Consider the following 14,383-nt stretch of genomic DNA (forward strand, 5'->3'; position numbering starts at 1 on the left):
TGCACTCCTTAGAAGATCAAATTAACGGAGCTTGGAAATCCGGTCCATTGGACTCAGGATATCCGTAACCCTTACGCCGAAATTGTCATCAATGACGACAACTTCTCCGACCGCAATCAACTTATTGTTCACTAAAATATCAACAGGCTCGCCCGCCAGTTTATCCAGCTCGATAATGGAGCCCGGGGAAACATCCAGGATTTCCTTTACCATCTTTTTCGTACGCCCGAGCTCGACGGTCACTTGAAGAGGGATATCAAGCAAAAGATCGAGATTATTGCTTCCCKGGAGTTGGGGAGCACTATCATCCAGATTTGAAAATTGTACAGGCTGGACATTCGGGGTTCCCCCCAAAGTGCCAGGCTGGGAATTTTCTTTCTCGTGGTTCATTGCGGGAAACTCCTCCTCCGTATTGTGTTCATTTTCTTCAGGCCCCTCTTGGCCCAGCAGCATATTGATTTCTTCCGCAGACAGCTTTATATTGGTCATTCAAAATCATCTCCCTCTTCCATCACATGCGTAACCTGGACAGCCGACCTGCCTTTTGATATCCCCGGCTGGGCAAGGAATTTCCGTTTATTGTCCACCAGCACGGTAAGCGGATCGTGGTAGTTCCCATCCAGGCGGATCACATCGTCTGTTTTTAGCTGCAGGAACTCGCTAATGTCGATCGTCGACCTCCCCAGGATGGCTTTAACGTCCAGCTTTGTTCCTTTCAGCTTCTTTTCCATCGCTTCCGCTTCGTGGCTTGCCATTGCCTTCTTTTGTGTCGCCAGCCAATGCCGGGCCGACAATTTGGGAAGCACTTCCTCAAGGGCCACATGGGGCAGGCATATATGGATGGTCCCGGCAGCATCGCCAATGATGGAATGCAGGGAAACGACAATGACGGTCTCGTTAGGCGGCACCATCGTCAAAAACTGTGGATTCACTTCCAGTTCCGTTAATTCCGGCGAGAGCTTCTCAACGGAAGACCAGGCCTCCTGGAAACTGCTTAACGCTCTCGTGAAGACCCTTTGAATAACAGCTGTTTCGATATCGGTCAAATTCGAGTTCAGCATCGATACCCTTCCCTGCCCGCCAAGCAGTCTGTCCAGCATGAGATAGGCAATGTTCGGCGGTATCGCCATCACCATGCTTCCTTGAAGGGGAGGAGCCTTGAACACTCCCAGAATGGAACTTTTCTCGACTTTTGCAATGAACTCTTCATATGAATACTGGACCACTTCGGATACGGATATCTGGACAAATGTCCTAAGCTGGGTCGAAAAATAGGATGTCAGCAGCCGGGCACAGTTTTCATGGATCCTTGACAAGGTCCGGATCTGCTCCTGTGAAAAGCGCATCGCATTTTTAAAATCATATGTTTTAATTTTCCTGCCTTTTCCTGCCCCAGTCCTTTTGCCGGCGGACGCGGGAAGCGGACCATCATGACCTGACTGTAAATTCACCAACACTCCCTGCCTCCTCATTCATTCCGGTTTGGTTTTTGCAAAGCATGCAAAAGGTTTACTTTCTGATAGAACGCCGTCACTTTATCTCCTACCTCTTCCGCACTTTCCAATACATGCACCTTGCTTCCTGACAGCAGGGTGATCACCGTGTCCGGCGTGGACTCGATTTTTTCAATATAAATGGCGTTCAAGGTAATCGTTGACTGATTGAATCTGGTTAACTGGATCATGTTAAAAGCAGACGGGAGAGGAGTATCCCTCCCGGTCTGGTCCTCCTATTTTTATCGTTTCAGGTTAACGACTTCCTGCAGGATCTCATCGGAAGTTGTGATAATCCGTGAATTCGCCTGGAAACCGCGCTGGGCCACAATCATTTCCGTGAACTCTTCCGTAAGGTCGACGTTGGACATTTCGAGCTGGCCGGAAATGACTTCGGTATTGGCTCCTCTTGCTGTTTGGATATCGGCATTATCGATGACGCCATTTTCATCCGCACTTATGGTCATGGCATATAAAGATCCGCCCACTTTGCTAAGTCCAGCCGGGTTCTCTGGGGTGACGATTCCCAGCGTCGAAATCAGGATTTCCTGTCCGTCCGCTGATCGTTTTCCGTAAATTTCGCCTGCGCGGTTAATGGCAAAGGAATCGTAGACAGCTGGATCAATGGTAATCGGTCCAACCACAGCATTATTCGCACCGCTGCGTCCCATAACCTGGTAGCCTTGTGTTGTAAGCAGCTGGCCTTCCTTATCCACCACAAAATTTCCCGAACGTGTTAAATAGGAGATGGGCTGGCCATTATCTTGCTGGTTTTGGACGACAAAGAATCCGTCACCCATAATCGAAACATCGGTATTCACTCCTGTGGTCATGAGCGAGCCCGGTGTATGCAGGACGTCAATCGAGGAAGTACTATTCCCCAGCCCTACCTGCATCGGATTCACGCTGCTGTTCGAAACGTTTTGACTTAACAGGTCCTGAAAATTGATGCGGCTTTTCTTATAGCCAACTGTATTCACATTCGCAATATTGTTCCCAATCACATCCAATTTTGTTTGAAAGCCTTTCATCCCCGAAACACCGGAGTACATTGAACGAAGCATCTTTTATTCCCCTTCCATTCCTGTCCTAATGTTGGACAATGTTCTTTTTAGTTTATTTGGCATCCTTTTCGATGCGGTGGATATGGGCAATCGGGATGGAGAGGTCCTGATTCTCAAACTCTGCCATCAACTCTCCATTTTTGATCGCCAACGCCCTGACGACTCCTTCTCCAGACTGGAGGACGCCTGAAGCATCACTTTCCCAGTAGACGGTCGTGCCCAGCAAATCTGCGTGTTCACTCATCTTGTTTCCCTGGAGCCCAATAAACTGGTTCATGGACTGGTTTAAATTCGTTAATTGCTCGAGGGAACTGAACTGGGCCATTTGGCCAATGAATTCCGCGTCTTTTAAGGGTTCCAGGGGGTCCTGGTGTTTTAGCTGTGCGACTAAAATCTTCATGAAAGCATCTTTGCCAAGCCCATTTTGTGCTTCGGCCTGCTTTACCGGAGCCCCATTCTGGATATTGGCCGTGCCTGCACTGTTTACATTCATGGACTTTCTCCTTTCATTAAACGGTATAATCCACCTGCACCGATCCAGCGGCGTAATGAGGGCGTTCAGCAGGTGTTTCCTCTTCCACCGGGAAATAGCCGCTGCGCTGGGAAATGCCCTGTCTTTGCTGCTGTGAAGAACGCTGGTCGTGATGGGCATGCTGCTCGCCAAAGGACTGGTGTGACGGCTGGTGGGCAACTTCAATTTTTTCAACGGAAACGCCCTGCTGAATGAGCGCATTCCTTAACTGGCTGATTTGAAGGTCCAGTGCTTCCTTCGCGGCAAGACTGGCCGTGAAGATTTGCGCCGTCACCTTGCCTTCCGTTGAAGTCAGGACAATATCCAAATGGCCCAGATGCTCTGGAAAAATATTCACCCTCATTTGCGCTGCTTCGGAACTCGACTGGAGACGTATGGTTCCCCTAAAGACCTCGCCAAGGTCTTCAATCAAATGGCTGAAACGGACAGCCGAAGTCTGCTGGCTGCTTTCAGCTTTAGGGGCAGCAGGCCCTTCCTGGACGCCGTTCAGGGCCATTCCCGTTAAGGGCGCGCTGTTCGTCTGCCCCGGAAGCGGTTCTGATGGATTCCCGCCATTCCCCGGTTGAGGAGGAGCCTGGTCAAGGATGTTTCCGCTTGTCTTCTGCCCTCCGGTTAATGGAAGGGACGACTCTATTTCCAAAGGTTCCTGATCTATCTCAGCTTGTTCGGCGGGATGTGGCATTTCTTGCAAAAGGCTGTTTAACTGCTGAAGCAGCCTTTGTGATGATACGCCTTGAAACGGTTTTCCCGCCTGCTGTTCCAATTCCTTCACAAGAGCGATCACGCTTTTTGCCTGTTCCAATTCCTCAAAAGCCATGACGTTGTCTGCCCCTTCATATTCAGAAAGCGGCATGGAAAGTTTTTTTTCATCTGCCCCCATAAAAGGGACATCCTGTTCGAAACTTATAGCAGATAACCATTTCGGAAGCTTTTCCGTTTGTTGAGAAACAGAACCTGGCTGCTGATTTTCCCTGCCGCCCTTGATGGAAGATATTTGCTGCGCGAACATCTGCAGCATCCCCGCGAGGATTTCCATCTCTTCGGACGACAGCGTTTCTTTAGGCAGTTCTTGCAAAACTTTCAGTGCTTCTTCGATTTTCACCAGCATTTCACGGAGCTGGTTTTCTCCCTCAGCCTTTTGCCGGCCGGAAGAAACGGTTTGGAAAACCATGGAGAAAGCTGAATGTTCGTTTGACTGGCCACTTACGGGTGTAGTGGACTTTTGCTCCTGGCGTACGGGCGCCTTGAAGGAGAGACTTAGTGCGTCGATAAGCTCACCCTCTTTCCACAGCAGATGCACGGTAATACCTGCTGGCGGCCAACTCGTCAAAATAGGCCTGTTCCGCAGCTTTCGCCTGATGTTCAAACTGGCTTAACTTTTGCTTTTTCAAGTTGCTCCAGGTTTTTTCTTCCTGGACTTTGACCTGCAGATGCCCCTGTGTTTTGGCGACACGGCTTTCCATCTGCTCAAGTTCGCGCTCGGCCGACATCAGCTGTTCGTTCAGCTGATTGATATAAAGTTCATGCATCCTTAGTTCAAAAATATTGACGCCATCTTGCTGTCTCTGATTTTTTTCCTTCTCAGCTTCGATGATTTTTTGATAGATTTCCTGGATTTTGCGGAGGCTTTCCTTTTGCATGCTAATGGCTTGAGCCATTTGAATCTGTGCAAATTCCTTTTCATTTTCTTTATAGTCCAGGATTTTCTGGAATGGATAAATGAATTTCGCCATCTTCAACCTCTGAAATTTGTCATTAATTGCTGAATATTTTCATTAAAACTCGTATTTTCATAGATATCCTGCTGCAGGAATTTTTTAATAAGCGGATAGAGACGAATCGCATCGTCTATTTCCTTGTTTGTGCCGCTCTTATAGGCGCCGATATTGATCAGGTCCTCTGATGCCTCATAGGATGCCAGCAGCTTTTTAAAATGGACAGCTGCCTTCTGATGCTCGTCCTGGACGATATCATGCATCACCCGGCTCACGCTGGCCAAAATGTTGATGGCCGGAAATTGTCCCTTTTGGGCAATTTTCCGATCGAGCACAATATGTCCATCAAGGATTCCCCGGACGGCATCGGCAATCGGTTCATTCATGTCGTCCCCGTCCACGAGCACGGTATAAAAGGCGGTAATAGATCCGTGCCTCGATGTTCCCGATCGTTCCAGGAGCTTTGGAAGCAGAGCAAACACACTCGGTGTATATCCTTTGCTCGTAGGTGGCTCGCCAACGGCCAGGCCGACTTCCCTCTGCGCCATCGCAAACCGTGTGACCGAGTCCATCATCAGCATCACGTTTTTGCCCTGGTCACGGAAATACTCGGCAATGGATGTTGCCGTAAGGGCCGCCTTTATCCGCTGAAGGGGCGGCTGGTCGGAAGTGGCCACTACGAGCACGGAACGCTTTAGGCCTTCGGGCCCCAAATCCCGCTCGATGAAATCACGGACTTCCCTGCCCCGTTCGCCAACGAGTGCGATCACGTTGATATCGGCTTCGGTATTGCGTGCGATCATGCCCATCAGCGTACTTTTGCCGACGCCGCTGCCGGCAAAGACGCCAATCCGCTGCCCTTGCCCGACGGTCAGCAGCCCGTCGATCGCCCTTACACCAACTTCCAATGACTTGGTGATCCTTGGCCTTGTTAACGGGTTGGGCGGATGATTATTGGTGGAGTAGTTCTTCAGCCCTTTTGGAAGCGGGTTTTCATCCAATGGATTTCCGGTTCCGTCAAGAACCTGCCCAAGGATGGACGGTCCCACTTTTATTTGCAGCGGGACGCCGGTGGCGATGACCTGGCAGCCCGGTCCTATCCGCGCCACGTCCCTTAAGGGCATCAGCAAGACCCTGTTTTCCCTGAAGCCGACAACCTCTGCTTCAATGGGTTTTTCCTTTTCGCCTGGATACAGCAGGCACAGTTCGCCTATTTTGGCATTCGGCCCTTTTGATTCGATCGTCAATCCAATGACCTGGGTCACTTTCCCGTGTTTTTTTACCGGCTGGATTTCCTCTAGCAAGGCAAGGTACTCATCTTTCTCCGGCATCATGATTCCTCTTCTCCTCACAATAAGCTAGCAATTGCTGCTTTATTTCATCAAGCTGGCTTGTAACGGAGACATCATAGGAACCGCCCGCTGTTTGAATGATGCAGCCGCCTTTTGTAAAATTGGCAACAGGAATTAATTTTATTTCGGAATTTTGTCCAATATAGGTTTTAAACTCATCAAGATAGGGTAAAAGCCTTTTGTAATCTTCTGGAGAAGTTTGTATGACCACATTCTCCTTCTCTTCGACTTGCTTCAGCGATTGTTTCACCATGTTGAGCAATTGTTCGGAATGCTGCGTCAGCTCTCCTTTGATCACTTTCTCGGCGATTTTAACGCTAAGCGACAAAAGGAAAGGTTCAGAGTCCTGGATGATTTTTTTTCTTTCTACATAAGCCGTTTCAAGCAGTTCCTGCATCTGGAGCTGTTTTTGCTGGTATTCTGCTTCTGCCTGAAGCATTCCTTGTTCATACCCGGATTGGAAGCCTTGTGCCTCGGCCTCTTCCGCCAGCCTTTTAGCTTGTGATTCCGCTTCCTGCTGCTGCGCGAGCCGCCAGCTTTCGATGGCGGACCTGGCCGATTCCTGTTCTTTTTCCATCTGGTCGTGCAATTGGCCGTACTGCTCTTTCAAGGCGGCGATTTCCATTTGCAGATGCTGTCTCTGTTTAATGGGATCATCGATTTGTTCAAGGGCAGCCAGATGATCGGCTTTTTCGCGCTTGACCTCGATTTTCCTGGCAGCAATGGTCAATGGCTCGCGATGCGGAAGCTGATTGATGCGAAGGATGTTAGACAATCACATCATCCCCTCCGCCCCTGGATACGATGATTTCTCCTTTTTCCTCCAGGCTGCGGATCATGGTCACGATGCGAGCCTGTGCGTCTTCGACATCTTTTAACTTCACAGGGCCCATAAAGTCGATTTCCTCGCGGAGAGCCTCGGCCCTTCTTGTGGACATGTTGCGGTAGAGGACATTTTTCACCTCGTCGCTGGCCGCTTTTAAGGAGTAAGTCAGATCCTGATCCTCTATTTCGCGGAGAACCCGCTGAATCGAGCGAGGGTCAAGGTAGACGATGTCTTCAAAGACAAACATCCGCTTTTTGATTTCTTCCACGAGCTTTGGATTATCCAGCTCCAGCTCGGTAAGGATCGATTTTTCCGTACCGCGGTCAACCTTGCTCAGTACCTGCACGATGGCTTCCACTCCGCCAGTCGATGTATAGTCACGGGTTCCGGTAGCGGAAAGCTTGCGCTCCAGGATTTGCTCTACCTGGTGGATGACCTCCGGCGAAGTGCTTTCCATTAGGGCAATCCTTCTTGCCACTTCTGTCTGCTTTTCGGGCGGCAGCTGGGAAAGGATTTGCGATGATTGCCGGGAATCCAGATACGACAGGACAAGGGCAATGGTCTGGGCATTTTCCTGCTGCAGGATGCTCAGTATTTGCTTCGGATCCGCCCGCCTCGCAAAACCAAACGGTTTCACCTGCAAACGGGAGGTGAGACGGCCGATTGTTTCGATAGCCTTATCTTTTCCCAGTGCTTTTTCAAGGATTTCCTTTGCGTAATCCAGGCCACCTTCATTCATGAAGTCCTGGGCCAGGATCATTTCATAAAATTCATTCAAAACCTGATTGGTTTGGCTGCTTTTGATTTTGCGGACATTGGCGATTTCCATTGTTAAATGATCGATTTCCTGTTCGGTCAATTGTTTGAACAACTCGACAGAGACTTCAGGGCCCAGCTCGACTAGCAGCACGGCCACTTTCTGAATGCCATTCAACTCTCGTTCACGTATAGCCATAAGCACCTCTCCTAATCCTGGGACATCCATGAGCGCAGCAATTTGGCAAAGTCTTCAGGCCGTTCCTTTGCCAGCTTCTCAATTGTCTTCCGTTTTGGATTTGCTCTTGATGTAAACTCCGATAAATCAATCTCTTCTTTTTCAGCCTGAGCGGCTTGTGCCACAGGTTCTTCCAGCACATCGAAAAAGAACTCTTCCTCCTGCTTTCGTTTCCTTCTGCGCACTAAGATCGCGATGACCACAATCAGGAGGATGGCGGCTAGCACGGCGCCGGCTACAAGAAGGACATTGCTCGATACCTCGCTCAGAAGACCTGTGTCAGCCTCTTGTTCGGCTGCAACGGCTTTGCCCTGGAATTCTGTTGCAAAAACAGAGATTCGGCTGTCCAACTCTTCTTCCGAAAGCAACGCGCCATTCATGCTCAAGGAGTTTGAAACAACATTCGTCAGCAGGTTTCGGATATCGCCGACGGTCTGCTGCGTCAAGCTTGCCGGGTTGCCTGGCTCCGGTGGTTCGACACCGACATTGACGGTGAGGTCATCAATCACGTAGGGACTCAGCTCGATTTGGCGGTTGATCCGGTTGACTTCCCGGTTGATCCGGTCTTCGGTCCGTTCCGATTCGCTGTTTCCAGATCCGTCAACGGCTGGATAATTGGCGATTTCCGTGTCGCCTGTTCCAGTGCCGCCGTTGACCGCTCCGCCTTCGCTTGAGTAGCTCTCCCTGATTCGCTCGACACTGATCTCAATTCCCTGATTGTCATCCGTGACCGGCTCGACAAGCTGCTCTTCCCGTTTTTCCTTCGTAAAATCCACGCTGGCCATAACGGAAACAACGACCTTGTCACGGCCAAGGATCAGCCCGAGCATCTGCTGCAGCTCGCGCTGGATATCCTCCTCGATATCCTTGCGAATTTCGCGCTGCTGCTGATAAACGCCAAGAGCCGTATCAATCGCGTTCCCTTCCTGCAGGTCATAGGTGCGGCCGCTTTGGTCCATGATGACAATCTGGTCGGTCGGCAGATTTGGAACGCTCTTGCTGATCAGATGATAAAGTCCGTTAACCTGCTTCTGGTCCAGCTGGAAGGCCGGTTCCCCTTTTATGACAACAGACGCGGTTGCTGCTTGTTCCTCGTCCGTAATCCAGATATTTTCTTTTGGAAGGGTAATCATGACATTGGCATCATTCACACCGGCAATTTGCTTGACCAGGAAAGCCAATTCATTCTGCATGGCATCCCGCTCCACAACATCAAATTGGCGGTCAGTCATCCCCATTCCCATGTTTTCACTAAAAATGCTGTAATTCACATTCCCGCTTTTCGGAATTCCTTCTGCGGCAAGCGCGACTTTCAGGTTGGCCACTTCTTCCTTCGGTACAGAGATGGCCGTCCCGTCAGCACTGACTTCCGCCACTATGCCCCGTCCCTCAATGGCACTTTTGATTTCCCCGGCCTCGGAAGGAGACAATCCGGAATAAAGCGGCGATAGATTAGGCTTCGAAGACATGTACACCATTACGACCAGGAGCACAAGCGTAAGGACAAAAGTTCCCGCCACCAGCCATCTTGTCTTGCCCGGGAAACTGCCCCATGTTTCCAGTGTTTTATTTTTATATCTTGTTATTCTTTCATTCATCTCGTCATCACCTTAATCATGGGAATCAAACTTGCATTCTCATAATCTCTTGATAGGCTTCCACGGCTTTATTGCGCATTTGGATCGTCAGCTGCAGAGATAAGCTGGACTTCTGCGATGCGATCATCACATCATGAATATCCGTACCTTCCCCCATTGCCAACTGGGTCGTTTTCAGCTGCGACTCCTTCTGGGCCGCATTCACTTCCTGCAGCGCACTTTTAAACAGCTCCCCAAAACCCTCACCCTTATTCTCCACCCGTGATGGAGCGATAAGCTGATTCCCCAAAAGCGGAGCCTGAACCTGGCCAATACTATTCATAAAATAACCTCCTCTGATGCAGGGGGACGGTTCTCCTGCCTCATTTTTTACTCAAACGATTCGTTATTTTCCAATTTCCAATGCTTTCATGAACATGTTTTTCGAGGCATTCAATGCGGTCACGTTCGCTTCGTAGGAACGTGTCGCGGAAATCAGGTCGACCATTTCCTTGATGGGGTCGACATTAGGCAGGGTGACGTAGCCATTTTCATCCGCTTCCGGATTCGTAGGATCAAAGGAAAGCTGAAAGGGGGTCCGGTCTTCCTCAATTCTTGAAACGGTTACTCCGGAAACCTTTCCATCGCCTCTGTTCATCGCGGTCTGCAGCTGCTGTCCAAATGCGCTTTGCGTCAATTCAACAGACTTTCGGCGATAAGGCACCCACTCGCCATTCACCAGTTGTGCTCGCGTTGTATTGGCATTCGCGATATTGGAAGAGACCACATCCATTCGCAAGCGGTTGGCTGTCAAGCCTGAAGCGCTGATATTCATTCCGTTAAACAAGCCCAAATCCTTTTACCTCCCTTCATTGATGACACTGCGCAAATTATTGAAGTGGCCATTCACCCGATCGGTCAGTGCGTTATACCATAATTGGTTTTTCGCCAGCTCGGCCATTTCGTAGTCCATATCCACGTTATTGCCGTTCGATTTGAATTTCGTTCCATGATTCGTTTTTATGGCAGGGTTGAAGGACGAACCTTCACTGCTGAACGGCAAATGCCTGGAATTCGTCTTATAACTGGGAATCGCCCGCTGGCTGATGGCACCATTCAATACCTCCTGGAAATCGACCTTTTTACTCTTGTAGTCCGGCGTGTCCACATTGGCGATATTGGAAGCGATAACTTTCTGCTTTAATGCAGATGCTGATAAAGATCTCTCCAGGACTTGGAACGATTGGGGAAATAGATTCATAGATTTGCCTCCTTTTTTTGCATTAAAAAAATCCACCCCGAAAAAGGGTGGATTGACAGAATCATCCTACCATCTTTCGGCAACCCGGCTGCCATATTCACGTGAATGAATGAAGGCCCGTGGCTTTGCGTCCTCACCTTTCGAATGAGTTTGCCATTATCGTGACGATAATTTATTTTGTTATTAACTAGTCAAATTCGACAATTTCGCCATAATTCGACAATATTACTAAAATTAAGGTTATCATTGACATATAGAATTGTAAACTTTTTTTAATCAAAATGTAACAGGCGTAATTGCCTATTAAATATCAAACATATTTCCAGTACATCCATATTTATCCATTAAACAAAATTGAAAACTTGCCGATAGAAACGATAGAAGATCTTGTCGAAGGGGAGAAATGAAATGTTTCGAGGTCTATATACCGCCACATCCGGGATGATGGCCCATAACCGGAAGCAGCAGATATTAACTAACAACCTGGCAAATGCCGGCACACCAGGCTTTAAGCAGGACCAGACGTCCTTGCGCGCCTTCCCGGCACAGCTGCTTCGGGCCGCCAACGCAGGCTCTTCAGGCAATGGAGCTGCTACTCTTCCAAGGCACCCATACATCGGCACCCTCCATACAGGTGTCTATGTCCAGGAAGGAACTCCTTCTTTTGTCCCAGGTCCGTTAAAGCAAACAGGAAATACGACAGACCTCGCTCTTCTGGATGAATCCCTGCCGGTCAATCCGGAGACACAGGAAAAAGGCACCCTGTTGTTTGCCGTCGCAATGGATGACAACCAAATCCGCTATACCAGAAACGGGCAGTTTGCCCTCAGCGAGGAAGGCTTGCTGACAACAAGCGAAGGGCATCCTGTACTGGATGAAAACCTGCAGCCCATCCAGGTGCAATCAAATGAATTTACCGTTTCCGCAGACGGCCAACTCTCATCGAACGGGCAGGGCAATGGCCGGCTGTGGATTGGATATACAGAACAACCGGAGAAACTTGTAAAGGAAGGCCATGGACTTTTGCGCTGGGCCGGCAATCCGGAAGCCGGACCGCAGGCAGCTGAGGATGTGGAGTTCCTAAATAATACCGGCAATTGGGTGAAGCAGGGATTTATTGAACAGTCGAACGTCGATATCACCCAGACGATGACGGAAATGATCACCACGTACCGCGGATTCGAGTCGAACCAAAAGGTAATCCAGGCTTATGACCGCAGCATGGAAAAAACGGTAAACGAAATTGGCCGGGTTTAAGAAGGAGGCACATTAAAATGAGCATTCAATTCCATTCGGCAGCGACCACGATGCGCGAGCTGCAAAAAAAGGTCGATACCATTGCCAACAATATTTCCAATGTCAATACCACCGGCTACAAACGCAGGGAAGCCAGCTTTTCCGACACCCTTGTCCACTCGATTGAAAGACAGGCGGGTCCGCAGCACGAACTCGGCCGGAATACGCCGCTTGGACTCCGTGTCGGCTCCGGAGCAAAAATGGCGCAAACCATTCTCCGGTCCGAACAGGGCTCCGTGCTGAAAACGGACCGGCCCCTTGATTTTATGATTGAGGGGAGTTCCGGCTTTTTCCGGGTGGATGCAGGTGGAGGTGTCCAGTATACCAGGGACGGTTCTTTTCAATTGCAGCCGGTCCTGAATTCGGGCCAGGTTCGCCTGACTACTTCATCAGGGAATTCGGTGCTTGGCAATAATAATCTGCCTATTATTTTTGACGGGGACTATGATACGATCAAGGCGGATGCGAACGGGACAATTCAAGTGACCTTTAAGGACTCCGCTAAACCTGCGGCCGAATTCCAGCTCAGTGTTGCCAGGGTGAACCGGCCAGGTATTCTTGAAAAGACGGGCTCGAACCTGTTTCAGCTGCCCGGGGATGAGGCAGAACAGATTGCCAGCGGAACTCTGCAGGTGATCAACCTGGCCCAGGGAAATGACGGTTCGATTACGGTGAAACAAGGCGCACTGGAAGCTTCAAACGTGGACATGGGAGAAGAAATGACCGAGCTGGTTGCCACACAGCGGTTAATCCAGTCCCAGGGACGGGCCATTTCCTTTGGTGATGACATGATGGGGCTTGTGAATACGATCAGGGGGTAAAATTAAGGGCCGGACTTTTTGGGGATTGATAAGTGGGCAGGTAAAAAGAACATTGTGGAGGAATTGAGCGAGGTTTGCCTGCCTTTAATGAGCAATTTGCAAATGAATCTTGGTATTTTGCGATTTTTTATCTTAATCTGCCTGGTAGTTGGGATTAAATAATGCGAGTACTAGTATTAAATATTCATTTAATACTAGTACGTCTCGATTTAATGCTGGTTGAGGTTAATATAATGCTGGTAAGTCTCGATTTAATGCTGGTAAGTGCAGAGATAATGCTGGTAAGTGCAGAGATAATGCCCGTACTAGGTTAATAGCAGCGAACTTAATGCGAGTACTAGCATTAAATCGACTAGGTATCAGCATTTATACCGAGTACTAGTATTAAATGGAATAGTGTTTGACACGCACCACAGTAAAGTATTAACGCACTAGAGGGGGCCTGACCCCCACCACAGCAAAGTGTTAACACACTAAACGGTGCCTGACCCCTGGCAAGCACTTTTGATTCGAAAAAAATGGGCACTTCCCGCGATAAGGGAAGTGCCCATTTTTCATTTATCTCAGATAATCCACCAGTGTAGACTGGATCATTTTGGATGTGACTGCGAGGCTTGCCTGGTAGACGGCTTCTTCACTTTTCAGCTTGGTGATCGCCTCGGCCAAATCGACGTCCTCCACTTTGGACAGCATCAACCGCAATTGGTAATCGCTGTCCTTGAGGCGGTTCTCAACAGCTTCCATCCGCCCTTTCACCGCGCCGGTTTCCGCCCAGGCAGTCAGGATCCGGTCCATCCCCTTATCCAGTTTCCCAAGCGGGATGGCACCGCCTTCCCGCAGGGCCTCTGCAATTTCTTCCAATGATTGGAACAGATTGCTTTCATCCTCTGCACGGCCAAACAGCACATCCGCCGTCACATTGGCCTTGATGATGACACCATCTGCCACCGAAAAAGCCACCGCCCCGGTATCAAAGGAGTTTGTCTTATAGGAATCAGCTTCAGGATAGGGCGGCTGATTCGTTTTTTGCCCGTTGAACACATACTTCCCATTCACTTTCGTATTCAGAAACTCGCGGATCTGCCCTGCCAGCTGCTCGACTTCTGCGGCAATAGTAGCCCGGTCCTGGCCTGACAGCGCATCATTGCCACCCTGGACGGCCAGTTCCCTCACCCTGTGGAGAATATTCACCGTTTGGTTCATCACATGGTCGGTTTCCTCCAGCCACATGGAAGCTGTGTCAATATTTCTTGTATACTGCTGATTCGCCGCAATCGCGCTTTTTAGATTCATCGACTTGCCTGTCCTCACCGGGTCGTCGGATGGGGAGGCAAGAAGCTTCCCGGTCGATACCTGCTGGCCAATTTTCTCAAACCGGCTTAAATTTTGATTCATATGGCGGACTGAGCTTTGATGCAGCATTTGCTGTGTGATTCTCATTGTGGTTTACCT

The 14,383-nt window shown here is 49.5% G+C and carries 16 protein-coding genes, 1 pseudogene and 1 riboswitch; of the genes and pseudogenes, 2 read left to right on the top strand and 15 right to left on the bottom strand.

Annotated features, from left to right (window positions below; all coding sequences use genetic code 11):
• Positions 1-21 precede the first annotated feature (21 nt).
• The 14 genes and pseudogenes from fliN to flgB all read right to left on the bottom strand — a co-directional run.
• Positions 22-351, bottom strand: a pseudogene (gene fliN, locus ADU22_RS02940) (flagellar motor switch protein FliN); the annotation flags it as partial.
• Between the two features lie 134 nt (positions 352-485).
• Positions 486-1,457, bottom strand: a complete 972-nt coding sequence (gene fliM, locus ADU22_RS02945) for a flagellar motor switch protein FliM (RefSeq protein ID WP_231687835.1) — start codon at positions 1,455-1,457, stop codon at positions 486-488.
• A gap of 11 nt (positions 1,458-1,468) precedes the next feature.
• A complete protein-coding gene (locus tag ADU22_RS02950; protein ID WP_053360830.1) occupies positions 1,469-1,684 on the bottom strand; it encodes a flagellar FlbD family protein in 216 nt (71 codons plus the stop codon).
• Between the two features lie 51 nt (positions 1,685-1,735).
• Positions 1,736-2,557 (bottom strand): flagellar hook-basal body complex protein, encoded by an 822-nt coding sequence (locus tag ADU22_RS02955; protein WP_053360831.1) that lies wholly within the window; start codon positions 2,555-2,557, stop codon positions 1,736-1,738.
• A gap of 52 nt (positions 2,558-2,609) precedes the next feature.
• Positions 2,610-3,050, bottom strand: a complete 441-nt coding sequence (locus tag ADU22_RS02960; protein ID WP_053360832.1) for a flagellar hook capping FlgD N-terminal domain-containing protein — start codon at positions 3,048-3,050, stop codon at positions 2,610-2,612.
• A 16-nt stretch (positions 3,051-3,066) separates the two neighbouring features.
• A complete protein-coding gene (locus tag ADU22_RS02965; RefSeq protein ID WP_053360833.1) occupies positions 3,067-4,389 on the bottom strand; it encodes a flagellar hook-length control protein FliK in 1,323 nt (440 codons plus the stop codon).
• Positions 4,364-4,822: a flagellar export protein FliJ gene (gene fliJ / locus ADU22_RS02970; RefSeq protein WP_053360834.1), complete on the bottom strand. Its 459-nt coding sequence runs from the start codon at positions 4,820-4,822 to the stop codon at positions 4,364-4,366. The genes ADU22_RS02965 and fliJ overlap by 26 nt, the downstream gene beginning before the upstream one ends.
• Positions 4,823-4,824: 2 nt before the next feature.
• Positions 4,825-6,138, bottom strand: coding sequence for a flagellar protein export ATPase FliI (fliI, locus tag ADU22_RS02975; protein ID WP_053360835.1), 1,314 nt, complete (start codon positions 6,136-6,138; stop codon positions 4,825-4,827).
• Entirely contained in the window at positions 6,119-6,931 is an 813-nt protein-coding gene (locus ADU22_RS02980) for a FliH/SctL family protein (protein WP_053360836.1), read from the bottom strand. The genes fliI and ADU22_RS02980 overlap by 20 nt, the downstream gene beginning before the upstream one ends.
• A complete protein-coding gene (gene fliG, locus ADU22_RS02985) occupies positions 6,924-7,937 on the bottom strand; it encodes a flagellar motor switch protein FliG (protein ID WP_053360837.1) in 1,014 nt (337 codons plus the stop codon). Before fliG ends, ADU22_RS02980 begins: the two co-directional genes overlap by 8 nt.
• Before the next feature lie 11 nt (positions 7,938-7,948).
• Positions 7,949-9,574, bottom strand: a complete 1,626-nt coding sequence (gene fliF, locus ADU22_RS02990) for a flagellar basal-body MS-ring/collar protein FliF (RefSeq protein ID WP_053360838.1) — start codon at positions 9,572-9,574, stop codon at positions 7,949-7,951.
• Between the two features lie 25 nt (positions 9,575-9,599).
• On the bottom strand, positions 9,600-9,896 hold the full coding sequence (gene fliE / locus ADU22_RS02995) for a flagellar hook-basal body complex protein FliE (RefSeq protein ID WP_053360839.1): 297 nt from the start codon (positions 9,894-9,896) through the stop codon (positions 9,600-9,602).
• Positions 9,897-9,959: 63 nt separating this feature from the next.
• Positions 9,960-10,406 (bottom strand): flagellar basal body rod protein FlgC, encoded by a 447-nt coding sequence (gene flgC, locus ADU22_RS03000; RefSeq protein WP_053360840.1) that lies wholly within the window; start codon positions 10,404-10,406, stop codon positions 9,960-9,962.
• A gap of 6 nt (positions 10,407-10,412) precedes the next feature.
• Positions 10,413-10,814, bottom strand: coding sequence for a flagellar basal body rod protein FlgB (gene flgB, locus ADU22_RS03005; protein ID WP_053360841.1), 402 nt, complete (start codon positions 10,812-10,814; stop codon positions 10,413-10,415).
• Between the two features lie 75 nt (positions 10,815-10,889).
• A riboswitch (cyclic di-GMP riboswitch) is annotated at positions 10,890-10,979 on the bottom strand.
• A gap of 243 nt (positions 10,980-11,222) precedes the next feature.
• Here flgB and ADU22_RS03010 point away from each other — a divergent pair.
• Positions 11,223-12,071 carry a flagellar hook-basal body protein gene (locus ADU22_RS03010; protein ID WP_053360842.1) on the top strand — a complete coding sequence of 283 codons (849 nt, stop codon included), beginning with the start codon at positions 11,223-11,225 and terminating at the stop codon, positions 12,069-12,071.
• Between the two features lie 17 nt (positions 12,072-12,088).
• A complete protein-coding gene (locus ADU22_RS03015; RefSeq protein ID WP_053360843.1) occupies positions 12,089-12,931 on the top strand; it encodes a flagellar hook-basal body protein in 843 nt (280 codons plus the stop codon).
• 558 nt (positions 12,932-13,489) lie between these two features.
• Here the strand turns inward: ADU22_RS03015 and flgL are convergent.
• On the bottom strand, positions 13,490-14,371 hold the full coding sequence (gene flgL, locus ADU22_RS03020; RefSeq protein ID WP_053360844.1) for a flagellar hook-associated protein FlgL: 882 nt from the start codon (positions 14,369-14,371) through the stop codon (positions 13,490-13,492).
• Between the last annotated feature and the right edge of the window lie 12 nt (positions 14,372-14,383).

Origin of the sequence: Bacillus sp. FJAT-27251, assembly GCF_001273925.1 — a bacterium.
Classification (GTDB): domain Bacteria; phylum Bacillota; class Bacilli; order Bacillales; family Cytobacillaceae; genus Mesobacillus_B.